Below are 23,097 nucleotides of genomic sequence, written 5' to 3'. Positions count from 1 at the left end.
TCCGCGTCGCCAGCCCGGCCTTCGGGCCGTTTCCGAGGGCCTTCAACCCGCTGCGCGGGAGCGTGTCACGCCGAACGCAACGCCACCGACTCGCGCGCCAGCCGCGTGATGCGGGCCCAGTCGCCCGCCTTCACCGCGTCCGCGGGCGTCAGCCACGACCCGCCCACGCACACCACGTTGGGCAGCGCGAGGAAGTCTTTCGCGTTCGCAACCGACACGCCGCCGGTGGGGCAGAAGCGCACTTCGGGGAAAGGCCCATGCCACGCCTTCAGCATGGCCGCGCCGCCCGAAGGCACCGCGGGGAAGAACTTCAGCTCGTTGTAGCCGTCTTCCTGCGCCATCAGGATCTCGCTGCCGGTGGCGACGCCGGGCAACAGCGGCAGGCCGACCTCGCGGCAGGCGCGGCCGATGGCGGACGTGTAGCCGGGGCTGACGGCGAACTTCGCGCCCGCGGACGCCGCGGCCTGCGCGTCGGCGGCGCTGCGCACCGTGCCCGCGCCCGGCACCGCGCCGGGCACCTGCCGCGCGATGGCCTCGATGGCGGCCAGCGCCATGGGCGTGCGCAGCGTCACTTCCAGCATGCGGACGCCGCCTTCCACCAGCGCGCGCGCCAGCGGCACGGCCTGCGCGGCGTCGTCGACGACGATGACGGGGATGACGGCGGCGTTGCGCATCACGTCCAGCGCGGTGAGGTTCGCGCCAGGGGTTACAGCCATGTGCAGGCTCCTTGTTCGGCTTCCGTCGCGTTGCGCCGCATCATCGCGAACAGCTCGCGGCCCAGCTTCACCCCGCTTTCGGCGCGCTGCGCGCCGGGTACGCGCGCGGGTTCGCGCCGGATCCATTCCTCGTGCGGCACCAGGGCCTGCAATTGCCCCTGCTCCGCGTCGAGGCGCACCACGTCGCCGTCCCGCAGCAGCGCCAACGGACCACCGGCCATCGCTTCCGGCGTGATGTGGATGGCCGCGGGCACCTTGCCGGAAGCGCCGCTCATGCGCCCGTCGGTGACCAGCGCCACGCGCAGGCCCTTGCCTTGCAGCACGGCCAGCGGCGGCGTCAGCTTGTGCAGCTCCGGCATGCCGTTGGCTTGCGGCCCCTGCCAGCGCACCACGCAAATCAGCGAGCCGCCGCCGTCGCGCGCGGCCTTCTCCAGTTCGCCGGACTGGAAAGCCTTTTGCAACGCTTCCTGCGTGTCGAAGATGCGCGCGGGGCCTTCGATGAGGTGGCGGTCGTCGGGCACGGAGGAGATCTTGATGACGCTGCGGCCCAGGTTGCCGGTCAGCAGCTTCAGGCCGCCGGTGGCGCTGAACGGCGCGGTGGCGGGGCGCACCACGGACTCGTCGCGCGAAACACCGATGTCGCGCCACTTCAGTCCTTCGGCGGGCTCCCGCGTGAACTCGCGGATGCCGCCTTCGCGCACCGTCAGCACGTCTTCGTGCATCAGCCCCGCGTCGAGCAGTTCGCGGATGACGTAGCCCGGCCCGCCCGCGGCCTGGAACGCGTTGACGTCCGCCTGCCCGTTCGGGTACACGCGCGCCAGCAGCGGCACCACCGCCGACAGTTCGGCGAAGTCGTTCCAGTCGATGCGGATGCCCGCCGAGCGCGCGACCGCGACCCAGTGGATCAGGTGGTTGGTGGACCCGCCCGTGGCCAGCAGCGCCGCCATCGCGTTGACGATGCAGCGCTCGTCCACCTGCCGGCCGATGGGCGTGAAGCGGCGGGCCTTCACGATCCCCAGCACCGTGCGCATGGCTTCGCGCGTGAGTTCCTCGCGCAGCTCGTTGCCCGGGTTGACGAAAGCCGCGCCGGGCACGTGCAGGCCCATGGCTTCCATCAGCATCTGGTTGCTGTTGGCCGTGCCGTAGAAGGTGCAGGTGCCGGCGGAGTGGTAGGCCTTCTGCTCGGATTCCAGCAGTTCGGCCCGGCCCACCTTGCCCTGCGCCGCCAGCTCGCGCACCTTGGCCTTCTCGGCGTTGGACAGGCCGCTGGTCATCGGCCCGCCCGGCACGAACACCGTGGGCAGGTGGCCGAAGTGCAGCGCGCCGATCAGGAGCCCCGGCACGATCTTGTCGCAGATGCCCAGCATCAGCGCGCCGTCGAACACGTCGTGGCTCAGCGAGACGGCCGTGCCCATCGCGATGACGTCGCGCGAGAACAGCGACAGGTCCATCGCCGGCGTGCCCTGCGTGACGCCGTCGCACATGGCGGGCACGCCGCCCGCCACCTGGGCCGTGGCGCCGTGGCGGCGCGCCTCGTCCTTGAGCAAGGCGGGATAGCTGGCGTACGTCGCATGCGCCGACAGCATGTCGTTGTACGCGGTGACGATGCCGATGTTGGGCACGCGCTCGACGACGACCTTGAGCTTCTCGTTCTCCGGCAGGGCGGCGAAGGCATGCGCCACGTTGGCGCAGCCCAGCCGGTCGCTGCCGCGGTCGCGGGCGGCCATCTCGTCGACACGGCGAAGGTAGTCGGCCCGGGTACCGGCGCTTCGCTCGCGGATGCGCTCGGTGACCCGGTCCACGGCGGGATTCAGGGGCATGGTTCATCCTACCGCCAAGCCCCCCCGCGCAGGGCCGATCGGTGACGGACCGGTTACGAACGGACAGGCGGCGAGCTACATTCGGAAGCCATGAGCCAGCTGCCGCCCCCGCTGCGTGACCCCGCCCCCATGCTGGAGAGAGCCCTCACCGAATGGGGTGGGCACGAGGACCTGTGGGTCTTCGGTTACGGCTCGCTCATCTGGCGCCCCGACTTCGAGTACGCCGAGCGCCGCCCCGCGCGCGTCAACGGCTGGCACCGCGCGCTGAAGATGTGGAGCCGCGTGAACCGCGGCACGCCCGAGTGTCCCGGCCTGGTGTTCGGCCTGCTCAGCGGCGGCTGCTGCCAGGGCGTGGTGTTCCGCATCCCGAAGGCCGAAGGCGCGCAGGTGATGACGGTGCTGTGGGCGCGCGAGATGCTGATGGGCGTGTACGACCCGCGCTGGCTGGTCTGCAACACGCCGCACGGCCCGGTGAAGGCGCTGGCCTTCACGCTCTCGCGCAAGAGCCCCAGCCACACCGGCGTGCTCACGGAAGAGCAATACAAACGCATCTTCAGCGACGCCTGCGGCAAGTACGGCACCACGCTGGACTACGCCGCGCGCACGCTGGAAGAACTGAAGCGCCACAACATCCGCGACCGCCACCTGGAGCGCCTGCTCAGGCTGGTCGGGCACCACTGACTTTTTCCACAACGACTTTTTCCAAAGGAGACTGCCATGCGACTGCCCTTCCCGCTCGTTCCCCTCGCGCTTTCGCTCGCGCTGGCCGGTTGCGCCGGAATGGGTGGCGGTGGCCCTGCCGCCACCGCGAAGCTGGAACCCACGCGCGGCAACGCCACCAGCGGCGACGTGCGCTTCACCTCCTCGGGCGGCAAGGTGCTGGTGGCCGGCGAAGTGCGCGGCCTGAAGCCGAACGCCGAACATGCCTTCCATGTGCACGAGAAAGGCGACTGCTCCAGCGGCGACGGCATGAGCGCCGGCGGCCACTTCAATCCGACGGCTTCGCCGCACGGCCGCCACGACGCGGCCCAGCACCACGCGGGCGACCTGCAGTCGCTGAAGGCCGATGCCAACGGCGTGGCGAAGTTCAGCTTCGAGTCGACCAGCGTGGCGGTGGGCAGCGGCGCCAACGACATCGTCGGCAAGGGCCTGATCGTGCACCGCGACCCCGACGACTACGTCACCCAGCCCACCGGCAACGCCGGGCCCCGGCTGGCGTGCGCGGTGATCCAGAAAGCCTGATGCGCTAGCGTGCGGCCAGCAGGCGTTCCGCCGCGGCGAGCGCCTCGACGGTGTCGATGTCGATCGTGACGCCGGGGTCGTCCACCGGCAGTTCCTCGGCGCCGTGCGCCTTCAGCACCGCCACCGCGCCCTTGGGGCCGGTGAGCGCGGCGAGTTCCTCGCCGCATTCGCGCGAGAAGCCGACCGGGTGCCCGCGCTGCCCTGCGTGCACGGGCACGACGACGTCGGCTTCTTCCAGCGCCTGCGCCACCGCCAGCAACGTGTCGGGCCGCACCAGCGGCAGGTCGCCCGGCAGCACCAGCCAGCCGCCGGCATCGCGCGTGGCGCGCACGGCCGCCGCGATGGAATCGCCCATGCCGGGATGGCCCGCGTCCTCGACGTGGAACGGCAAGCCGGTGGCGCGCACCGCTTCCAGCGTCCACTCGATCACGGGCCGGCCCGCGAGCAGTGCCTGCAGCTTGGCGCCCTGCCCGCCCGAGGCGACGAAGCGCTCGCCCTTGCCGGAGGCCAGGACCAGGATGGTGGGCGGGGTGCGCGCGGCCATGGCTCGACTTTAAGCGCAGCGCTGTCTCTGCCGCACGGCCGCACTGTCAGGCGATTCCTTCGCGCGGTGCCCGGCCTTGCCCTGCCGGCGCGGGCCGGGGGGCGCTGCAGGCCGTGGCCCAGCGGCACTGACCGCGCTCAGACGTGGCCGACGGCGAAGCGCGGGCGCTGCTCCCACAGCCTGCGCTCATGGACATCCGTCACCGACCCCGAGTGGCCGAGGAAGTTGCCCATCGGGTCGAAGCGCGGGTTGCCCATGCACATCACCCAGCGCCATTGGCCCGAGCGGTGCTTGATGCGGTGCTCGATGCGGAAGAACGTCTGCTGGGCGACCGCCTGCTGGGCGCATTCCCTGGCCATTGCGACGTCGTCCGGATGCACGAGCCGCAGCCATCCGAGGCCCAGGGCCTCTTCGGGCAACTGCCCGGTGTACTCGTTCCAGCTGCGCGAGTAGAACGAGCAGAAGCCGTCGGGCTCCATCATCCAGAGCATGGCCGGCGAGCTTTCGGCGAGCGCGTCCAGCCGCGCCTGCGCGATCACGTGCTGCGTCTCGTCGAACAGCATGCCGGAAGGCATGTCAAGGCCGTCCTCTCCCGTCGCGACGACCCTGCCGGCGATGCGCAGGTATCTCGTGGGCGCCACGGTCCGGAACCGGTAGTCCAGCGTCAGGTCCGTCGAAGCCGCCCGCCGGGCGGCGGCCAGCAGATAGGGCCGGTCTTCGGCATGGGCCGCCGCGGCGATGGCGTGGATGCCTTCGCGCACGTCGGCGCCGACGTGGAGGAACGCGCCGTGGATCTCGCCGTCCCGCGTGGTCCACCAGCAGCCGATGCCCAGCCTGCCGGCGATCTCGGGCAGGGAGGGGCCGGGCGGCGCGTCGATCAGGCTGGCTGGGTTCATGGTGGGTCGGGTGGGCGCGGAGCGGCTGCGGCGATTCTGGCCACCGGCGCCCCGCGTGCGAATCGTGCGCATGCAGCATTGCGGCGGCTCATGCCGACGCAGTAATCCAACGGCACCAGGTTCGTGGCGCGGTGCGGGGGACACTGGCGCCATGGAAGACGAAGCGATCGCGCGGCGGGTCCGCGCACTTCTGGGTGCTGCGGCCCTGGCCTGCGCCTGTTGCGCCGCCAACGCCGGCGTGGACGCGCAGCCCAGCCTGAAGCCGGGCTTATGGAACCTCACCGCCGTCTACCCGGATGGCCGCAGCAGGTCGTCCCGCGAATGCGTCCAGGCCCGCACGCGGCGGGACCTGACCACCGAGATCCTGTCGAAGATGCAGGAGTGCAGCTCGCAGCAGTACAAGGTGGTGGACGGCAAGGTGCGCTTCGAGGCGAGCTGCACCACGTTCGACGACGAGAAGGCCGCCGTCGTGGTGGACTTCAGCGGCGACCTGCAGGCCACCTTCCAGGCCGCGGGCCGCATCACGCTCACCAAACCGGGCGGAAGCAGCAAGATCCTGCAGCCTTCCCTGTCGGGGAAGTACGGCGGGACCTGCGACCCGAAGAAGTACTACGGCACGGGCAGCAACGACAACGGCTGACCGGCGCGGCATTGGCCGCACGCGCCCGGCAGGTGCTCAGGTCAGCAGGCCCGCCGCCACGTTGATCGACATGGCGAGCAGCATCGCGTTGAAGAAGAACGACAGCACGCAATGCACGGTGCCGACGGGCCGCAGGGACCGGCCGTGGAACTGGATGTCGGCCGTCTGCGCCGCCGCGCCGATGACGCAGGCGAAGTGGAAGAAGTCGGTGTAACCCGGGTCCTTGGTGCCCGGAAATTCCAGCGGGTCGGGCTTGCCGCGGTGCCGCGCCAGGTAGAAGTCGTGCGCGTAGTGCAGCGAGAACAGCACCTGCGTGAAGAACCATGAGCTGAGCACGGTGCAGCCCGCCAGCGCGAAATGCCACACGCGCTGCTCCTCGTCGACGTCCTTCATCTGCGACAGCTGCGTGCCGACGGCCAGCATCACCGCCGCGGCGGCCAGCACCACCAGCAGCAGGATGGTGGTGCGGCCTTCGTCCTGCGCCACCGCGCGTTCCTGGATGAGCCTGGCGTCGTCCACGCCGCGCATCTCGTGCCAGGCCAGCCCCAGGTAGAACAGGGCGCCGGCGTTCCAGCCGATCAGCGTGCGCGCCGACGTGTCGAGCACATGCGCCAGCGTGATGGCGCCGAAGACGGCCAGGCCGAACGCGATGGCGGCCGCCAGGCGCGGACGCACCCGCAGCGCGCGCCACAGCGGCACGTGGCGGCCGAGACCCGGGCGTTCGGCAGTGGTGGGCTCATCGCGATTCATCACCGGCGATTGTCACGACTGCGGCGCCGCCGTGGCTGACTTCAGCCGTGCAGGTGGCGCTCCCAATCGGCCGGCACCCGCCCCGCCGGCCCGGGCACGGGCTGGCCGGCGGGATGCGACTGCGGCCCGGCCAGCGCGGGCCCTGTCATCGCCTGCTGCGTGCGGTAATTCCAGAACCAGTCCTCGCCCGGCTCGAAGCTGCGGATGAGGTAATGGCCCGTCTCGTGGAAGTGTTTCGTCGCGTGCTGGTGGGGCGAGGAGTCGCAGCAGCCGATGTGGCCGCACTTGGCGCAGCGGCGCAGGTGGAGCCACCACTGCCCGGTGGCCAGGCATTCGGCGCAACCGGTGCCCGAGGGCAGCGCGCCGGGGTCGAGGGCTTGCGAGAGATCGGACATGCCGGGTCCTTGTGGCGTTGGCGAAGCAGCAGATGCTAACGTTGCCCCATGTCCACGCCACCCGAAGAAAGCCGCCGCCACCAGGCTTTCCCGACGCTCACCGCCGCCGAGATCGGCCGCATCCAGCGGTTCGGCCTGCCGATGGGTTTCCGCCAGGGCGATCGCCTGTACGTGGCGGGCGAAGCCAGCCCGGGCATGTTCGTCGTGCTGAAGGGTTCGGTGGCTGCGGTGCAGCGCGACGGTGTCGGCGTGCATGGCGCCGTCACCAGCCACCGGCCCGGCCAGTTCACCGGCGAGGTGGGCCAGCTGTCGGGCGGGCCGGCGCTGGTGGACGGCATCGCGGAGGAAGACGTCGAGGCCCTGCTGGTGCCGCCGGAACAGCTGCGCGCGCTGCTCATCGCCGAAGCGGACCTGGGCGAGCGCATCGTGCGCGCGCTGATCCTGCGCCGCGTCGAACTGCTGCAGCGCGGCGCCAGCGGCGTGGTGCTCATCGGCAATCCGCGCGCGCCCTCGTTGCTGCGCCTGGCCTCCTTCCTGGACCGCAACGGCTTCCCGAACCACGTGCTGGACGTCGGCCGCGACCGCAACGCCGCCGAACTGCACCTGCAATCCGGCGGCGCGCCCGACGACGTGCTGGCCGTGTGCGCCGACGGTTCCGTGCTGCGCAACCCCAGCGAAGCCGAACTGGCGCGCTGCATCGGCATGGTGGACGCGGCGCCGCACGACGAGCTGTTCGACGTCGTCATCGTCGGCGCGGGTCCGGGCGGACTGGCCACCGCGGTCTATGCCGCATCGGAGGGCTTGAAAGTCATCGTGGTGGATGCACGCGCCTTCGGCGGCCAGGCCGGCGCCAGCGCGCGCATCGAGAACTACCTGGGCTTCCCCACCGGCATCTCGGGCCAGGCGCTGACCGCGCGGGCGTACATCCAGGCGCAGAAGTTCGGCGCGCAGTTCCTCATCCCCGTGCAGGCCGAAGCGCTGGACTGCAGCGAGCAGGCGGCGACCGGCGAGCTGCGGGTGAAGTTGGCCGACGGCCGCCGCCTGCGCGCCCGCACCGTGGTGGTGGCATCCGGCGCCCGCTACAAGCGCCCGAACGTCGAGCGCGTCGCCGAGTTCGAAGGCCGCGGCATCTGGTACTGGGCTTCGCCGCTGGAAGCGCAGACCTGCGCGGGCGCCGAGATCGCGCTGGTGGGCGGCGGCAATTCCGCGGGCCAGGCCGCGGTGATGCTGTCCGCGCACGCCAGCCGCGTGCACATGCTGGTGCGCGGCCCGGGACTGGCCGCCAGCATGTCGCGCTACCTCATCGACCGCATCAACGCCATCCCCAACATCGAGCTGCTGCCGCACACGGAACTGACCGAACTGCAGGGCGACCCCTTGCAGGGCCTGACCGGCGTGCGCTGGCGGCAGCGCGATGCGGGCGAGCGCGATCTGCCGCTGCGCAGCGTGTTCGTCTTCATCGGCGCCGAGCCCGCGACCGAGTGGCTGCGCGGCTGCGTGGACGTGGACGCGCTGGGTTTCGTGAAGACCGGTAACGCCGCGGATGGCACGGCGCGCGCGCCGCTGGAAGCCAGCGTGCCCGGCGTGTTCGCGGTGGGCGACGCGCGCTGCGGCTCGGTCAAGCGCGTGGGCGGTGCGATCGGCGAAGGTGCCGCCGCCGTCGCGATGATCCACCAGTACCTGGCCCTGCGCGAGCCGGGGCGCCCTGCCAGCCCCGTCGCCTGATCAGCCTTGGCCGAACATCGCCAGGTTCAGCGGCCACTCGTTGCCCAGCCAGTAGGCGTGGTCGGTGTGGTCCTTGAGGTCGTCGCCGCTCAGGCCGTGCACGAACACGTCGAGCCCGCCGCGGTGCTGGTCCAGCCAGGGAACGATGCGATCGAACTCGGCCGCGGAGAACGCGAGCTGGCAGCTCCAGCGGGGATGCGGCCCGACCAGCTTCTCATGCACGCGGCCCACGGCCACCTTGAACTGGCGGCCCGCCTCTTCGCAAAGCGCACGCGCCTGCCCGACCGTGCCGGCGTCGAAGTAGACGTGGGCGTGGTAGGCGGGGTGGGCGTTGACGGGGCGGCGCGGCATGGCGCCATTGTGCGGCCGCACATGCCTTACCGTAGGGGCCTCGCCGCCATGGAGGTACCGCCATGAATGCCCGCCCTCTCGCCCTGCATTGGCGCCGCCTGGCCGGCAAGGGCTTCGCCGCGCTCGCCGCCATCATCGCCATCACGTGCGTGCAGTGGTCGCCCGGCGAAGCCCGCGCCGCGGGCCTGTTCTCGCGCCCGGCGGCGGACATCCAGTCGCTGGACGGCGCCGTGTCGTGGGTGAACTCGCCGCCGCTCACGCCGCAGTCGCTGCGCGGGAAGGTGGTGCTGCTGGACTTCTGGACCTACTCCTGCATCAACTGCCTTCGCACCCTGCCCTACATCCGCGCGTGGGCGGAAAAGTACCGCGACCTGGGCTTCGTCGTCGTCGGTGTGCACACGCCGGAGTTCGGCTTCGAGCACCAGCCCGCGAACGTGCAGCGCGCGGCCGCGAAACTTGGCATCACTTTCCCCGTGGCCGTCGACAGCCGGCGCGCGATCTGGCGGGCCTACGGCGTGCAGGGCTGGCCTTCTCTCTACCTCGCCGACGCGAAGGGGATGATCCGCAACCGCCAGCTGGGTGAAGGCGGCTACGCGCAGTCCGAGCGTGTCATCCAGCAGCTGCTTCGTGAAGCGGGGCGCACGGGCGTGCCCACCGACCTGGTATCTCCGCAAGGCGAAGGCACGCAAGCGGCCGCCGGCCCGATGCCGGCGCAGTCGCCCGAAACCTATGTCGGCGCGGCGCAGGCCGAGCGCTTCCGCTCTCCGGAGGGCCCGCTGCGCTTGGGCCCATCCCATGCCTACCAGCCGGCAACCAGCCTTGCGCTGAACGAATGGACCCTGGCGGGCGACTGGAAAGTGGGCGAGGAAGCCGCGGAACTGCAGCGCACCGGCGGACGCATCGCCTACCGCTTCCGCGCGCGCGACCTGCACCTGGTGCTGGGCCCGGCGATGGAAGGCAAGCCGGTGCGCTTCCGCGTGCGGCTGGACGGCCAGGCGCCCGGCGCGGACCATGGCAGCGACGTGGATGCGAACGGCATCGGGATGATCGACAGCCACCGGCTGTACCAGCTGGTGCGCCAGTCTTCACCGGGCCGCGAGAGGCTCTTCGAGATCGAGTTTCTCGATCCCGGCGTGAGCGCCTATGCGTTCACGTTCGGCTAGGACCGGGGCGACGGCTTCCTCAGCACGCCGTTGATCTCGGCGCCGAAGATCAGCGTCGTGGCGCTGATGTACAGGAACACCAGCGTGGCGACCACGCCGGCGAAGCTGCCGTAGAGCAGCGCCAGCTTGCCGGCCGAGCGGAACGTGTAAGACAGCGTGGCGGCCGCCACCACCCACACGGCGGCGCCGACGAAAGCGCCGGGCAGCACGGTGGAGAGCCGCTGCCGCACGTCGGGCAGCCAGCCGTACAGCAAGGCGTACAGCGCCACCAGGACGAGATAGGCCGAGCCGTAGCGCACGCCGATGTGAAGCCAAACGATGCCGCTGTCCGATTTCGCGCTGGCCTGGATCAGCAGCGTGAGGTACGGCATGACGACCACCGAGCTGAAGGTGGCCATCACCCCGGCGCCGGTGAAGATGGTGAAGAGCGTGACCTTCAGGCGCGCCCTCCAGAAGGATTGCCCCCGCTCGATGCCGTAGGCGCGGTTCAGCGCGGTGCGAACCGCCTGCATGCCCGACGATGCGGTCCACAGCGTCGCGACGAAGCCGACCGCCAGCAGCGTCTGGTTGCGTTGCGCCAGCACCTGGCGGATGACCGGCTGCACGGCCTCGCGCACCAGCTGCGGCGCGTAGCTCATCACGCGCTCGGCCAGCGCGGCGGCGTCGCCGGGCTGCCCGACGTAGCCCGCGGCCGCCGACACCAGCACCAGCAGCGGGAACATGGCCAGCACCCACGAGAACGCCAGGCTGCCGGCCTGGTTGGCGCTCTGGTGCAGGATGTAGTTGCGCATGGCCGCCAGCAGGACGCCCAGTCCCGGAGCGGCCAGCGCACGCTGCCATGCTTCACGAAGTCGGCCCATACGACAGCGAGCCTATCCGCTGCCGCGGCGCTGCCTCGTCAGCGCGAAACGCAAAAGCCCTTCAGATGCCGCGCTCGACCATGTCCAGCACCTGCGTGGCCTGCAACGGCGCGCGGGCTCCGGTACGCTATGTGGACGCTGTACACATCCATTCAGGAGATCGCATGAACGCCTGCTGCCCCTATCTCTACTTCGATGGCCAAGCGGCCGAAGCGATGCACGCCTACCAGCAAGCGCTGGGCGGCGAGCTCAAGGTGCTGCGCTACTCGGACCAGCCGCCCGGTGCCGGCGCGGCGCCTCCCGGCTGCGAGCCGTCGGACATGAACCGCGTGATGCATGCGATGCTGATGTTCGAAGGCGGCATGCTGATGTGCTCCGACGCGCCGAACAAGGCGATGTTCGAGCCGGCAAAGGGCATGAGCGTGAACGTCAGCTTCACCGACGCGAAGCGCGCGCAACGTGTGTTCGAGGCCCTGTCCCCCGATGCGCAGGTGCGCATGCCGTTCGGCCCCACGTTCTGGGCCGAAGGTTTCGGGATGCTCGTCGACCGCTTCGGCACGCCGTGGATGGTCGGCGGCGGATTCAAGCAACCCTGAGCGGAGCAGGCAGGACCATGGGCAAGCCGCCCACGCTCGATCCGAAACTGGATTTCGCCATCGAGCGCTTGGCCGACGCGCCCCCGCGGCTGGTCTGGGAAGCGCTGACGAAGCCGGAGCAGATCGCGGTGGACCAGCTGGTGGCCCACGTGCTCGCGATGAAGTAGCGGGCCGTCAGGCGCCGCCGCGAAGCGGCTGCAGCAGGTGCTTGAGGCCGTTGTGGTCGATCTCGTGCATGAGAGCGAGAAGCCGGCCCAGCCGCCCCGGCGGAAAGCCTTCGCGCGCGAACCAGTTCAGGTAGTTGCCCGGCAGGTCGGCGATCAGCGTGCCCTTGTACTTGCCGTAGGGCATGGCGGTCTTGACCAGCAGGTCCAGGGGTTCGGACATCCGTGGATTGTCCGGCCATTCCCTGGCGTGGCCGGTCACACGACCGGCGTTTCCTGCCGGCTCGACCGGTGCTCGTCGCCCGCGGTGACGGCCGCGGGCACCACGCCGTTCAGCTTCACGAAGCAGTTCGCGGTGAAGCGCGGCGACGAGGTCCGCTCGACCTTCACGCCTTTCGGCGAAGTGCGCGTCACCTTCGACTGACGGGCCGGTCAGGCGTCCCGCTCTACCGGACACGCACCCGCTTCCCATCGCAAGCGCGCTTGCATGGCGTGAGCCGACCCTCACGGCTGTCCCATGCCAACCTCGAACGCTTCCGCTGCCCGCCTTGAAGTGCGCGCCGGTGGTGCGCGGCCGCACTCTATTTACGAACGGTGCCACCCGGCCATGGGCCGCGATCCAAAGATCAAGCCCTGTCCACTTGCCACCGGGAGATCAACATGCCACGGAAGAACGGCTTCTTGCTGTCCGCACTTTTTGCGTTGTGCACCTTGTCGGGTTGCGGAGGCGGCGGAGGTGGTGGAGGCAGCCCGGGCATGGCCGATGCGGCCGGCACCGCCGGCTCGGCGACGGCCGGGAGCCAGGCGTCCGGGCAAGCCTCAGGTGCCGCCGCGTCGCCCGCGCTGAACCCGGCGGCGATGATGACGGTGCCGAAGGCCGGCGACTTCTGGCTGACCACGACACACGCCGGCGAGGCCCAGCGCTACCCCCACATGGCGCGCCTCGCCAATGGAAGCTACGTGGCTGTCCGCGCCAATTTCGCCACGCCGGGCAGCGGGATCGTGCTGATGCAGGCCTTCGATGCCGGCGGAAATCCCTCCGGGGCGGAGACGAGCGTCGCGGAGGGACAGTCGCCGGGCGTGACGTCGTTCCCCGACGGCAGCTTCCTCGTCACGTGGGTCGTGCCCCCGCCGACGTTCGCGCTGTCCTTCCCGGTGTACGGCCAGCGCTTCGATGCTTCCGGGCAGCCCATCGGGGCGCGGTTGTCGCTCGGGTATTACGCGGACGACGCGCAGCCGGCGGCGGTGAGTGCCGACACGTTCATCCTGGGCGTCATCGCGCAGCTCGGCCATGTGAACGGTCCCGCTGGGAGCCTGGCCGGCTTTTCCCTGGATGGCTCCACGGTGCTGACCACGCCGGCGCTGCAGGAGGACCCCTGCGGCATCAACGGCACCCCCGCGGTCACGGCGTTGCCGGGAGGCGGCTTCGTGGCGGCGTGGCCGTACCAGTGCGTGGGCAATCCGCAGATCGTGCTGCGCCGGTACGACGCCGCCGGCAACTTCACGGCCAGCCGCTTCGACGCCTTGTCCATGACCGGCACGCCGTCCCTGGCCACCCTGTCCAACGGCACGGTCGTCGTCGCATGGACGATGGCGGACGGAATCAATGCCCCATCGGCCCGCGCGCTGCTGCTGGGTGCGACGCTGCCGGCTTCGGCCGGCGGTGCGATCGCCGTTCCGGCTCAAGGAGGGCGCACCCCGCTGGCGGTGTCTGCGGTAACGGCCGGCGGGTTCGTCATCCCTTGGTCCGCGACCGGCCCGGCAGAAGCGACGGTGCCGGTCAGCAGGTATTCCAACGACGGCACGCCCATGTGACTCGCCGGCTTGGGCGGGGAGCGGCTGGCTTGAACGAAAAGGCTGGGGCGAAAGCCGCTTCGTTCAAGCCCGGAACCGGCCGGATGCGAAGAATCGGTGTGCATCCCAACTCACCGGCACACCTCCATGACGACCTTCGCCCTCCGTATCCGTCCCCGCGTCCAGGCAGAGCTGGCGGCAGCCGCCGCCGCCGAAGCGCGGGGGCATTTCCACACCGCGTTCGGGCACCTCGAACGCGCCCACGTGCTGGGGCAGACCGCGACCGTGGAGCACGTGCGTGTGCACGTGGCCATGTTCCGCTTCGCGGTCCGCAACCGCATGCCGGCCGAGGCCTTCGGGCAAGCCTGGCGCATCGTGGGTGCGGCCCTCTTCACGGCCATCGGCCTGGTTCCGTCGGGGAACACCGGCGGCGCCGGGGTCAGCGGTTTCCGGCGCATGCCCGTGCCGGAAAACCTGCAGGACGAGCTCGATGCCGCCCGCGCCGGCAGGCAGGCGCGCGGCATGGCGGGAGCGCGGCGTGTTCGCGCGATGCTCGCATCGGCAGCCGTCGTCGCGCTGGGCGCGCTCGGGATGGGCGGCTGCAGCAGTCCGCCGAAAGACCTGGACGTGTCGCTGGACAAGGCGTCGGCGTCCGGCGTGTACCACGTCGCACTCGTGCCGCCCGCCCAGGCGCCCGCCATCAACCAGATGCACAGCTGGAGCGTGACGCTCGCCACGCCGGACGGCAGGCCGGTTCACGGCGCCAGCTTCGCGGTGGACGGCGGCATGCCCGAGCATGGCCATGGCCTTCCCACGAAGCCGCGTGTCACCCGGGAGCTGGCGGACGGCACCTACCAACTCGAGGGCATGAAGTTCAGCATGCCCGGCTGGTGGGAGGTGAAGCTCGCCATCCAGGGACCGCAAGGCGCCGACAAGGTGACTTTCAACACGATCGTGAACACGCCCGCGGTGCGGCCGTGAAGACGCCGGCATCGAAGCCCGGGACGCCGCTGCTGGCCCGGGCGGCGGCCGCGATCGCCGCCGTCGCCGTCACCGCCGTTGCCGCGCAGGCCATGAACAACCAGGCGCTGCGTGACCCGTGGCCGGCGCAGGACATCGCGGTGCTCGCATCCATGCGGCTGAAGGAAGCCGGGCCGCGTCCGGCGGATCCCGGCAATGCCCACGAGCAGCGCCAGGAAGCGGCGGCGCTGGGGCGCGCGCTCTTCAACGACACGCGCCTGAGCAGGAACGGCCAGGTAGCCTGCGCCAGCTGCCATTCCGCCGGCAAGCAGTTCCAGGACGGCAGGCCTTTCGGCCAGGGCATCGGCACCGGACAGCGCCGGACCATGCCCCTGATGGGCGCCGCGCACTCGCCCTTCCTCTTCTGGGACGGCCGCAAGGACAGCGCCTGGTCGCAAGCGCTCGGGCCGCTGGAGGATGGCGCGGAGCATGGCGCCAACCGGGTGCGGCTGGTGAAGACCGTGCAGGCCCACTACAGCGCGCAGTACCAGGCCGTCTTCGGCCCGCTGCCGCCGCTGGGTGGCCTGCCGGATGACGCCTCGCCCCTGGGCACCCCCGCGGAGCAGAAAGCCTGGAGCGCCATGCCGGAGGGCAGCCGCGATGCGGTGAACCGGGTGTTCGCGAACATGGGGAAATCCATCGCCGCCTTCGAGAGAAGCATCTCCTACGGCGAATCGCGCTTCGACCGCTACGCCGATGCCACCGTGGCCGGCGACGGGCGCGGCCAGGAAGTGCTGTCGCCGCAGGAAGTGCGGGGCCTGCGCCTTTTCCTCACCAAGGGACAGTGCGTGACCTGCCACAACGGGCCGCTGCTCACCGACCATGCCTTCCACAACACCGGCATCCCGCCGCTCGATCCGGCCAAGCCCGACCGCGGACGCGCCGACGGTCTGCGCAAGCTGCTGCAGGACGAGTTCAATTGCCTGGGGCGCTACAGCGACGCCAGGCCCGAACAGTGCGGCGAACTCCGGTTCCTCGCCACGGACGACCCCGGGCAGCTGGCGGCTTTCCGCACGCCCAGCCTGCGCAACGTCGCGGACAGGGCGCCTTACATGCACGCCGGACAGTTCGCCACCCTGCAGCAGGTGGTGGAGCACTACGCGAAGTCGCCGGAAGCCGCGCTGGGCCACAGCGAGCTGGCCCGGCCCGGGGAAAGGCACGCCGAGCGCCAGGCGATCCGCCTGTCGGCCGCCGACATCCAGGACCTGGCGGCATTCCTGGGAACGCTGTCCGGTCCCGTCGTTCAGTCCAGGTGATGCCGTTCGCGTGCCTGCGCGCTCAACGGCCCGCGCATCTGCAGGACGGAGGGCGGAAGTCCGAACATCGTTCGCGCCGTGCGGGACAGGTGCGCCGAGTCGGCGAACCCGGCGGCGTGCGCGGCGCCGGAGAGCGTCTCGCCGGCCATGAGCAGGGTCCAGACATGCAGGAGCCGGCGCCACAGCAGGTAGGTGCGCAGCGCCATGCCGGTCTCTTCGACGAACAGGTGCCGGAACCGCTCGGGCGAGAGGTGCGCCGCCTTCGCCACGTCGGCGAGCGAAACGCCCTGGCCGGCCCGCTCCCGGACGTATTCGATCGCGGCGAGAACGCGCGGATCGGACGGGGTGTTCGGCGCGGCCCCGGAAAGCTCGCGCACGAGGTCCATGCACGCGGCCCGCACCGCGCCGTAGCTCTTCTCCACTTCCCAGGCAGCCTGCAGCCGCGCGGCGCATGCCGCCACGGTGGAGCGGCCCAGCAGCTCCACCCCGCCGCCCAGGCGGGCGGCGAGCGCCCTCCCCTGCGCGGTTTCCGGTTCGATGAAGAGAACGGCGCTGAAGCCGCACTCGTTCACGTCGATGCTGTGGACCGCCCTCGAAGGCACCAGCGCCGCGGCACAGGCTTGCCATTCACCGTGGCGCCCCGGCTGCACGCGCAGGCCGGTGGGTGCGCCCAGCGCCAGCTGGATGGCGTAGTGCGAGTGCGGCTCGATGGAAGGCCCGCCGCCCCTGCCGATGAAGCCGCAAACGCCCGTCCAGGCAATGAAGTCGCCCTGGTAGCGTTCGGCTGGAGGGGGGCTCATGGGCAGTGCGGCATGCCGGCGGAAAAGAAGTCGATTTTCCGGGCCCGTGGCAAGGCCTTCAACCGCAACTCCGCGCGCAGCGCCTCCGACTTGCTCGGATACTCCCGCGCGGCCAGCACGCGCAAGGGCGGCCGCGCGCGCGTGAACTTCGCGCCGGTGCCGAACAGGTGCTGGAAGAAGCGCTGCTCCACGTCCAGCGAGATGCCGGCGTAGTAGCAGCCTCCTTCGCACTCCAGCAGGTACAGCCAGTACGGCTGGGATGGATTCACGCCATCGGCCGGCACCGGCATGCGGGCCGTCAGTCGGCCTTGATCTGCTTTTCCTTCACCACCTTGGACCAGCGCGCCGTCTCGCCGGCCACGAAGGTGGCGAACTGCTCGGGCGTGCCGCCGCCGATGATGTTGCCGGGGCCCTGGATGGCCTGCATGACGTCCGGTTCCTTCAGCGCGCGGTTGGCCGCTTCGTTCAGCTTGGCGATGATGGCCTTGGGCGTCTTGGCCGGCGCGACCAGGCCGAACCAGTTGGACATCGCCATGTTCTTCAGCCCCAGCTCGTCGAACGTCGGAACGTCGGGCAGCTGGGGAAGGCGTTTGTCGGTCGCGACCGCCAGCGCGCGCATCTTGTGCTCCTTGATGTGGGGCAGCACGGCGGGCGCCATGTCGAACATGAAGCTCACCTGGCCGCCGAGCAGGTCGGTGGTGGCGGGACCGCCGCCCTTGTAGGGGACGTGCACCATGGGGATGCCCGTGGCCGCCGACAGCAGTTCGCCGCCCAGGTGGTAGGCGCCGCCGACGCCGGCGGAGGCGAAGGTGGTCTTGTCCGGATTCGCCTTGCCGTAGGCCACGAAGTCCTGGAAGTTCTTGAACTGCGACTTCTCGGGGACCACCATCACGAGCGGGCCGCGCTCGATCAGGATGATGGGCGCCAGGTCCTTGGCCGGATCGAACGGCACCTTGGCCATCATCGCCTTGTTCACCGACAGGGGCGCGAAGTTGCCGATGCCGAAGGTGTAGCCGTCCGGCGCCGCCTTGGCGATGGCGTCGGTGCCGATGTTGCCGCCGCCACCCGCCTTGTTCTCGACGATGATGGACTGGCCGAGGTACGACGACATCTTGGCGGCCAGCATGCGCGCGCGCGTGTCGGAGCTGCCGCCGGGCGCATAGGGCACCACGAAGGTCAGCGGCTTGGCGCTCGGGTAGTTGCCCGCGTCCTGGGCGTGCGCGCCGGCGCCGGCCAGCGCCAGGCAAGCGGTCGCGAGAAGGCGGGTTGCGGTAAACGGTTTCATCATGGCTCCTGGGTGATTCCCCTCGGATCGTCGACTGCCTGGCTGTCAACTGGCTGTCGGCTTGCTCGGGGTTTACCCCACACTTTCCTTGGAAGAGCTGGCCGGTGCGCCCGCGTAGTCGGTCCAGCACCGGCGTTGGAAGTCGTAAAGCTTGCAGCGCCTGGCCGTGTCGAAGTACCAGCGGAAGGAGAAAGGCTGCACGACGATGCGGCCCGGCAGCATGTGCTCCAGGCACGCCTGCGCATCCTTCAGGCGGTACAGCGGGATGCTCATGTCCACGTGGTGCGCCGTGTGCTCCATGATGTGGTGCATGGCGCCGCCGATGCCCCACGGGAAGGTCAGGTGCACGGTCGTGGACACGAAGGGTTGCGCGCCCGCCCACTGCGCGCGGTCGTCATGCCACTGCACCTCGGTGTGCGTGTGGTGCACGTAGACCACGAAGCCGATCATGGCGCACCAGAACAGGAAAGGCAGCGCGAAGCCGGTGGCCAGCACCGGCAGCAGCGCCTGGCCGGTGGCCGCCGCGATCCATGCCAGAGCCGCGAGCCAAACCGCCCCGAAAGCGGACACCAGCAGGTTGTCCAGCAGGAACACGCGGCGGCGCGTGGGCATGTGGCGCCGGTTGGGGAAGAACATGCGCTTCCACCAGATCTCCACCAGGTAGTAGAGCCCCGGCGCCCAGCCGCTGCGGTAGATGCGATCCAGCCGCTGCCGCCCGCGCGGCAGCGCCGCGAATTCTTCGGCGGTGTGCGGCGCCCACACGAAGTCGAACCCCTTGAGGTTGGTGTAGCCGTGGTGCACCACGTTGTGGCCCACCTCCCACAGGCTGTACGGCGTGAGTGAGGGCAGGAAGGCGATGCGCCCCAGCCAGTGGTTGAGGCGGCGGTTCGGCGTCAGGCTCTGGTGGCAGGCGTCGTGGCCGACGATGAAGAGGCGCCCGATCACGAAGCCGGCCCCCACGCCGCACAGCACGCGCCACCACCACGCCAACGGCATCACCGCGCCCGCGAGTGCCAGCAGCAGCAGCGCGTAGTCGAATGCCAGCAGCAGCGCGGGATATGCCACGGTGCGGGCGGACAGCGGCAGCAGCCACTGGCGGATTTCCTTGCGGTGCGGCATGGCCGCGTGAGGCGGGACGGGTGCGGGGATGGGCGTGGGCATGAACCGGCCATGCTAGGTGCCGGGGCGCGGCCACAGTTGATCCAGCGCAAGGCCGGGCTGCGCCCCACCCCCGAAGATCGCCGCGTGCCCGCCTGTCCAGAAGTCCCGCCGCCCGTCGAAGAGAACGTGGCGCGCATCGTGTACGCCAGCCAGTCCCTCATCGCCGATTCCGTCTATGCGCAGATGGAGCGCATCCGGTCCAGCGCGCTGCGCCACAACCAGCCGCTGGGCGTGTCGACCGCGCTGCTGCACCAGTCCGGCTGGTTCCTGCAGTGGAAGGAAGGGCCCGGCGAAGTGCTGCGCGCGCTGATGGAGCGCGTGGCCCGCGATGCGCGCCACCACGCGCTGCGCATCGTCCACGCGAGCCGCGGGCCTCGCCTGCTGGACGGCCCCTGGTCGATGGCCATCGTGCAGTGCGACGACGCGCCGGAGGCTTTCGCGCAACGCGTGGCGCTGTTGCGGCGGCGGCACGAGGACGGCTGCCAGGACGAGCCGCCGGCCGTCTGGCGCCAGCTGTCCACGCCGCTCGGCCACCCCGGCGCCGAGCGGCAGGCCGATCCGTCCGCCTTCACGCGTGTGCTGGTCTGCGCCGCGCAAGGCGCGGGTTCCTTCGAACTGGTGCGCTGGCTCGCGCGGCGGCATGGCCAGCCGCTGGTGCATCGCCGCCTGGCCGGCGCGTGCGACCTCGACGTCGCCACCGACTACGTCGACTTCCCGGCCGGTGAACGGCTGGCGCGTGTGATCGCCATGGCGCGGCGCGGCCTGGGCGTGCCGCTGGCGCGGGCGTTCCTGCCCGACTACGCGCGGGTGTTGCTGCTGCTGTCGGGCGAGGCCGACGCCGACCTGCGCCTGGTGCGCCGCGTCGCAGCGGCATGCGCCGGCCGGCCGCAAGCGCCCGCGCTGCTCGGTGTCGGCGCTTGCGCGGACATCCACGCCCCGCTGGCGCAGGTGGCGCACGGCTTCGGCCTCGCTTACCGCGGCGTGCTGGCGGATTCCGCCGAACCGTCCGCGGCGTGGAACGCCGCGGCCCCCTTCATCCACTGATCCCGAGGAGCTTCCATTGCCGACCGAGCCCACCGAGCTGTACCGCCAGAAGGACCACGCCTGCCTGATGTTCAGCGATCTCGTGGAGGAAGACGGACAGGCCGTGCAGGCCAACCAGTTCCTGATCGTGGACCATGGCCAAGGCGCGGTGCTGGACCCCGGCGGCAACCTCGCCTTCAACGAGCTTTACCTCACGCTGTCGCGCTTCTTTCCGCCGCGGCAGCTGAGCTACCTGCTCGCTTCGCATGCCGACCCGGACATCATTGCCTCGCTGGACCGCTGGATGACCAGCACCAGCGCGCGGCTGGTGATCTCGCGCATCTGGGAGCGCTTCGCGCCGCACTTCACCAAGGTGGGCAAGACCGAGAACCGCGTCATCGGCGTGCCGGATGCCGGTGGCCGGCTGCAGCTCGGGCTTGGCGAGGTGCACCTGGTGCCCGCGCACTTCCTGCATGCCGAGGGCAACTTCCAGTTCTGGGACCCGGCCAGCCGCATCCTGTTCACCGGCGACCTGGGCGTGTCGCTCATGAGCGGCGCCGAGGCCAGGCGCCCGGTGACCGACATCGCCGCGCACATCCCGCGGATGGAAGGCTTCCATCGCCGCTACATGGTGTCCGGCAAGATCCTGCGCCTGTGGGTGCGCATGGCGCGGCAGCTGCCCATCGCGATGATCGTGCCGCAACACGGCGCGCCGATCGAAGGCCGCGCGGCCATCAACGGCTTCCTCGACTGGGCCGAGCAGCTCGCGGTGGGCATCGACCTCTTCGACGAGCGCGCCTACCAGCTGCCGACGGCGATGATCGACGCCGAGAGCGGACAGCTGCGGCCGCAGCTGCGGGCCGTGGGCGGCTGAGGCGGCAGGCGGCTACCGCGGTCCCTCGCAACCACGTGTCCGGTTGCGGCCAGCCTGCGCTGATGTGCGGGCCTATCCTCGTGCCATGGCCACTTCGCATCTCCAGCCGAACTCCTTCGAGACCCGGCAAAGTCCGGCTGTCCGCCTGGAATCCCAGGACTGGCCTCGTGTGGAAGCGGAACTGGACCGCGACGGCGTGGCCGTGCTGCCGGAGTTGTTGACCGCGGACGAATGCTCCGGCCTGGCGGCGCTGTACGACGAGGGTCGTGGGGGCCTGTTCCGCAGCAGGGTCGTGATGGCGCGCCACGGTTTCGGCCAGGGCGAGTACAAGTATTTCGGCTACCCGCTGCCGGGCCTGCTGCCCGACCTGCGCGCCGGGCTGTATGGCCGGCTCGCGGCGATCGCGAATCGATGGGCTTCAGCGCTCGGGCTCGAACCCCACTATCCGCCCTCGCACGCCGAGTACCTGCGGCGCTGCCATGCGGCCGGCCAGACCCGCGCCACGCCCCTGCTGCTTCGCTACGGCGCCGGTGACTACAACTGCCTGCACCAGGACCTGTACGGCACGATGGTCTTCCCGTTGCAAGTGGTGGTTCTGCTTTCGGCGCCGGGGGTGGCGTTCGACGGAGGCGAGCTGGTCCTGACCGAGCAGCGCCCCCGGATGCAATCGCGGCCGATGGTGGTGCCGCTTCGTCAAGGCGATGCCGCCGTCTTCGCGGTGAGCCACCGCCCCGTCCAGGGCAGCCGCGGCTTCTACCGCGTGAACATGCGGCACGGGGTCAGCCGCATCCGCAGCGGTACCCGCAGCACGCTCGGCCTGATCTTCCACGACGCGGCGTGAGAGCATGGGCCGATGAGGCTCCTCCGGGCAGCAGCAATGCGGCGCCGCTACTCGGCAATCTCACGCACGCTCAGCCACTTGAAGTCCACGTCCGAGGTGCTGTCCCAGCGGAACGTGGCAATGGGACCGCCCCAAGTGATCGGTGCGGCGGGCACCGAACCGCCGCAAAAACCAAGCGCACCCCCAATCTGGCCATGGTCCACGGTGTCATAGATCTTTTTCCACGTGACCTTGTCTGCATTGTCGTTGAGCCACAGTTCGAGCTTCACCGCAGGCTGCCCGTTGTACGTGATGTTCTTCATGATCGCCTTGAAGCCCACCCACCGGCCCAGCAGCGACGAAGTGACGTCCTTGTACGCAGTCTGGTCGTAGCTCACGTGCCAGGACTCCTTTTCCCAGCGGGCCCGGCCGTCATAGTGCAGCCCACCTTTGTACGAGGTGCCTTCGCAAGGGGCGGAGTCGGTGTGCCGGCCACCACGGGCATACCAGGAGAAGTTGTCCTTTGGATCGCTGACCGCGTTCACTTTCACGAAGCCCGTCATCTCCACGTTTTTCCAGTCGTTGGGGGCTTGCATGTAACCGCGTCTGGCCAGCTCGTCGGGGTCATGCGTGGAGATTGCCTTCCTGTTGTAGCCGGTCGAGGTGAAGACTTCCATGCGAACCTTTGGGCTTCTCATCTTCCAGGAGCCGTCCGCGTTCGGTTTGGGGGCGCCCTGGGGATCAAAGCGCTTGTCATTGCGCGAGGCCTCCGTGAGAAACCACGCTTCACCGCCCGCCTTCGACGGATAGATCATCGTCACGCCGAACACATCCTGCTCCGTCGAGGATGCCCCCGGCGGCGACGCCGGCGTGCCGGCGGTGGCTACCGCCAGTTCGGAGATGCCTGCCCACGTGGAGAGATCTCCGTCGATGGCATTGGCCGGCTTGTTTCCATCATCCGTGCTCGCAGAGACGCTGGCGAAACCGCTCGCGCCAAGCGCCTGCGCCGCGCAATCACTCTCGGATTTCAGCGCTTCCTGTTCCTGGGGGAACAAGCCACTTCGGCAGCTGAACGGCTCGGGCGCCGCGTGTGCAACCACGCTGAACGTGGCGATGACGGCACAGGCAATCAGTCGTTCGATGCGGTCCAACAATCTCTCCGTCGAGGGGACGATTCAACAAGGCGTCCTCGGTGCCGTATC

At 70.2% G+C, this 23,097-nt stretch carries 28 protein-coding genes; 14 read left to right on the top strand and 14 right to left on the bottom strand.

The annotated features are described in order from the left end of the window. Positions 1-65 precede the first annotated feature (65 nt). Both eda and edd read right to left on the bottom strand, forming a co-directional pair. A complete protein-coding gene (eda, locus tag EZ216_RS20045; RefSeq protein WP_135251572.1) occupies positions 66-716 on the bottom strand; it encodes a bifunctional 4-hydroxy-2-oxoglutarate aldolase/2-dehydro-3-deoxy-phosphogluconate aldolase in 651 nt (216 codons plus the stop codon). Continuing rightward, positions 707-2,536, bottom strand: coding sequence for a phosphogluconate dehydratase (gene edd / locus EZ216_RS20040; protein ID WP_135251571.1), 1,830 nt, complete (start codon positions 2,534-2,536; stop codon positions 707-709). The genes eda and edd overlap by 10 nt, the downstream gene beginning before the upstream one ends. A 90-nt stretch (positions 2,537-2,626) precedes the next feature. On the opposite strand from edd, the gene EZ216_RS20035 reads away from it, so the two are divergent. Further along, positions 2,627-3,217 (top strand): gamma-glutamylcyclotransferase, encoded by a 591-nt coding sequence (locus EZ216_RS20035; protein ID WP_135251570.1) that lies wholly within the window; start codon positions 2,627-2,629, stop codon positions 3,215-3,217. A gap of 36 nt (positions 3,218-3,253) precedes the next feature. Next, positions 3,254-3,778: a superoxide dismutase family protein gene (locus EZ216_RS20030; RefSeq protein ID WP_135251569.1), complete on the top strand. Its 525-nt coding sequence runs from the start codon at positions 3,254-3,256 to the stop codon at positions 3,776-3,778. A gap of 4 nt (positions 3,779-3,782) precedes the next feature. On the opposite strand, the gene EZ216_RS20025 is transcribed toward EZ216_RS20030, so the two are convergent. Next, on the bottom strand, positions 3,783-4,322 hold the full coding sequence (locus EZ216_RS20025) for a nucleotidyltransferase family protein (protein ID WP_135251568.1): 540 nt from the start codon (positions 4,320-4,322) through the stop codon (positions 3,783-3,785). 137 nt (positions 4,323-4,459) lie between these two features. After that, positions 4,460-5,218, bottom strand: coding sequence for a PAS domain-containing protein (locus EZ216_RS20020; RefSeq protein WP_167773000.1), 759 nt, complete (start codon positions 5,216-5,218; stop codon positions 4,460-4,462). Between the two features lie 151 nt (positions 5,219-5,369). Between EZ216_RS20020 and EZ216_RS21565 the strand changes: the two genes are divergently transcribed. Next, positions 5,370-5,858 (top strand): DUF3617 domain-containing protein, encoded by a 489-nt coding sequence (locus EZ216_RS21565; protein ID WP_167772999.1) that lies wholly within the window; start codon positions 5,370-5,372, stop codon positions 5,856-5,858. Between the two features lie 36 nt (positions 5,859-5,894). Here EZ216_RS21565 and EZ216_RS20010 read toward each other — a convergent pair whose 3' ends face one another. Both EZ216_RS20010 and EZ216_RS20005 read right to left on the bottom strand, forming a co-directional pair. Then, positions 5,895-6,608 carry a DUF1345 domain-containing protein gene (locus tag EZ216_RS20010; protein WP_135251565.1) on the bottom strand — a complete coding sequence of 238 codons (714 nt, stop codon included), beginning with the start codon at positions 6,606-6,608 and terminating at the stop codon, positions 5,895-5,897. A gap of 41 nt (positions 6,609-6,649) precedes the next feature. Continuing rightward, positions 6,650-7,003 (bottom strand): UBP-type zinc finger domain-containing protein, encoded by a 354-nt coding sequence (locus tag EZ216_RS20005; protein ID WP_135251564.1) that lies wholly within the window; start codon positions 7,001-7,003, stop codon positions 6,650-6,652. A gap of 48 nt (positions 7,004-7,051) precedes the next feature. Between EZ216_RS20005 and EZ216_RS20000 the strand changes: the two genes are divergently transcribed. Then, positions 7,052-8,728: an FAD-dependent oxidoreductase gene (locus tag EZ216_RS20000; protein ID WP_135251563.1), complete on the top strand. Its 1,677-nt coding sequence runs from the start codon at positions 7,052-7,054 to the stop codon at positions 8,726-8,728. On the opposite strand, the gene EZ216_RS19995 is transcribed toward EZ216_RS20000, so the two are convergent. Beyond that, the gene (locus EZ216_RS19995) at positions 8,729-9,079 is read right to left on the bottom strand and encodes a DOPA 4,5-dioxygenase family protein (protein ID WP_135251562.1); all 351 of its coding nucleotides are present in this window, start codon (positions 9,077-9,079) and stop codon (positions 8,729-8,731) included. Between the two features lie 62 nt (positions 9,080-9,141). Here EZ216_RS19995 and EZ216_RS19990 point away from each other — a divergent pair, with 62 nt between their 5' ends. Further along, the gene (locus EZ216_RS19990) at positions 9,142-10,242 is read left to right on the top strand and encodes a redoxin family protein (protein WP_135251561.1); all 1,101 of its coding nucleotides are present in this window, start codon (positions 9,142-9,144) and stop codon (positions 10,240-10,242) included. On the opposite strand, the gene EZ216_RS19985 is transcribed toward EZ216_RS19990, so the two are convergent. After that, on the bottom strand, positions 10,239-11,102 hold the full coding sequence (locus EZ216_RS19985) for a YihY/virulence factor BrkB family protein (protein WP_135251560.1): 864 nt from the start codon (positions 11,100-11,102) through the stop codon (positions 10,239-10,241). The two genes, EZ216_RS19990 and EZ216_RS19985, sit on opposite strands and share 4 nt — an antisense overlap. A 164-nt stretch (positions 11,103-11,266) precedes the next feature. Between EZ216_RS19985 and EZ216_RS19980 the strand changes: the two genes are divergently transcribed. Next, positions 11,267-11,698: a VOC family protein gene (locus tag EZ216_RS19980; protein ID WP_167772998.1), complete on the top strand. Its 432-nt coding sequence runs from the start codon at positions 11,267-11,269 to the stop codon at positions 11,696-11,698. 17 nt (positions 11,699-11,715) lie between these two features. Beyond that, on the top strand, positions 11,716-11,865 hold the full coding sequence (locus EZ216_RS21560; RefSeq protein WP_167772997.1) for an SRPBCC family protein: 150 nt from the start codon (positions 11,716-11,718) through the stop codon (positions 11,863-11,865). A gap of 7 nt (positions 11,866-11,872) precedes the next feature. Here EZ216_RS21560 and EZ216_RS19975 read toward each other — a convergent pair whose 3' ends face one another. After that, a complete protein-coding gene (locus tag EZ216_RS19975) occupies positions 11,873-12,085 on the bottom strand; it encodes a DUF3820 family protein (protein WP_135251558.1) in 213 nt (70 codons plus the stop codon). A 27-nt stretch (positions 12,086-12,112) separates the two neighbouring features. Between EZ216_RS19975 and EZ216_RS21555 the strand changes: the two genes are divergently transcribed. From EZ216_RS21555 to EZ216_RS19960, 4 genes are all read left to right on the top strand, one after another. Next, positions 12,113-12,286: a hypothetical protein gene (locus EZ216_RS21555; RefSeq protein ID WP_167772996.1), complete on the top strand. Its 174-nt coding sequence runs from the start codon at positions 12,113-12,115 to the stop codon at positions 12,284-12,286. Between the two features lie 332 nt (positions 12,287-12,618). Continuing rightward, entirely contained in the window at positions 12,619-13,677 is a 1,059-nt protein-coding gene (locus tag EZ216_RS19970) for a hypothetical protein (RefSeq protein WP_135251557.1), read from the top strand. A 126-nt stretch (positions 13,678-13,803) separates the two neighbouring features. Beyond that, positions 13,804-14,637, top strand: a complete 834-nt coding sequence (locus tag EZ216_RS19965) for a DUF3703 domain-containing protein (RefSeq protein WP_135251556.1) — start codon at positions 13,804-13,806, stop codon at positions 14,635-14,637. Next, positions 14,634-15,932 carry a cytochrome-c peroxidase gene (locus EZ216_RS19960; protein WP_239024459.1) on the top strand — a complete coding sequence of 433 codons (1,299 nt, stop codon included), beginning with the start codon at positions 14,634-14,636 and terminating at the stop codon, positions 15,930-15,932. The genes EZ216_RS19965 and EZ216_RS19960 overlap by 4 nt, the downstream gene beginning before the upstream one ends. Here EZ216_RS19960 and EZ216_RS19955 read toward each other — a convergent pair. The 4 genes from EZ216_RS19955 to EZ216_RS19940 form a co-directional block, all read right to left on the bottom strand. Then, the gene (locus tag EZ216_RS19955) at positions 15,920-16,732 is read right to left on the bottom strand and encodes a helix-turn-helix transcriptional regulator (protein ID WP_135251555.1); all 813 of its coding nucleotides are present in this window, start codon (positions 16,730-16,732) and stop codon (positions 15,920-15,922) included. The genes EZ216_RS19960 and EZ216_RS19955 overlap by 13 nt on opposite strands. Next, complete coding sequence (locus EZ216_RS19950; protein ID WP_135251554.1) at positions 16,729-17,022, bottom strand: GIY-YIG nuclease family protein; 294 nt, start codon at positions 17,020-17,022, stop codon at positions 16,729-16,731. Before EZ216_RS19950 ends, EZ216_RS19955 begins: the two co-directional genes overlap by 4 nt. 8 nt (positions 17,023-17,030) lie before the next feature. Continuing rightward, complete coding sequence (locus tag EZ216_RS19945; protein WP_135251553.1) at positions 17,031-18,017, bottom strand: Bug family tripartite tricarboxylate transporter substrate binding protein; 987 nt, start codon at positions 18,015-18,017, stop codon at positions 17,031-17,033. Between the two features lie 72 nt (positions 18,018-18,089). Beyond that, the gene (locus EZ216_RS19940; protein ID WP_338050573.1) at positions 18,090-19,178 is read right to left on the bottom strand and encodes a fatty acid desaturase; all 1,089 of its coding nucleotides are present in this window, start codon (positions 19,176-19,178) and stop codon (positions 18,090-18,092) included. A gap of 84 nt (positions 19,179-19,262) precedes the next feature. On the opposite strand from EZ216_RS19940, the gene EZ216_RS19935 reads away from it, so the two are divergent. The 3 genes from EZ216_RS19935 (at position 19,263) to EZ216_RS19925 (ending at position 21,916) form a co-directional block, all read left to right on the top strand. Beyond that, entirely contained in the window at positions 19,263-20,222 is a 960-nt protein-coding gene (locus EZ216_RS19935; protein ID WP_167772995.1) for a BLUF domain-containing protein, read from the top strand. Positions 20,223-20,289: 67 nt separating this feature from the next. After that, positions 20,290-21,075, top strand: a complete 786-nt coding sequence (locus tag EZ216_RS19930) for an oxygen-binding di-iron domain-containing protein (protein ID WP_135251607.1) — start codon at positions 20,290-20,292, stop codon at positions 21,073-21,075. 85 nt (positions 21,076-21,160) lie between these two features. Then, positions 21,161-21,916, top strand: a complete 756-nt coding sequence (locus tag EZ216_RS19925) for a 2OG-Fe(II) oxygenase (RefSeq protein WP_135251551.1) — start codon at positions 21,161-21,163, stop codon at positions 21,914-21,916. Positions 21,917-21,963: 47 nt separating this feature from the next. Here the strand turns inward: EZ216_RS19925 and EZ216_RS19920 are convergent, their stop codons facing one another. Further along, positions 21,964-23,046 (bottom strand): carbohydrate-binding protein, encoded by a 1,083-nt coding sequence (locus EZ216_RS19920; protein ID WP_135251550.1) that lies wholly within the window; start codon positions 23,044-23,046, stop codon positions 21,964-21,966. Positions 23,047-23,097 lie beyond the last annotated feature (51 nt).

The organism is Ramlibacter humi, from assembly GCF_004681975.1.
GTDB lineage: Bacteria > Pseudomonadota > Gammaproteobacteria > Burkholderiales > Burkholderiaceae_C > Ramlibacter > Ramlibacter humi.
Note: the sequence above shows the minus strand (reverse complement) of the source record. Positions and strands in the feature narration are given on the sequence as shown.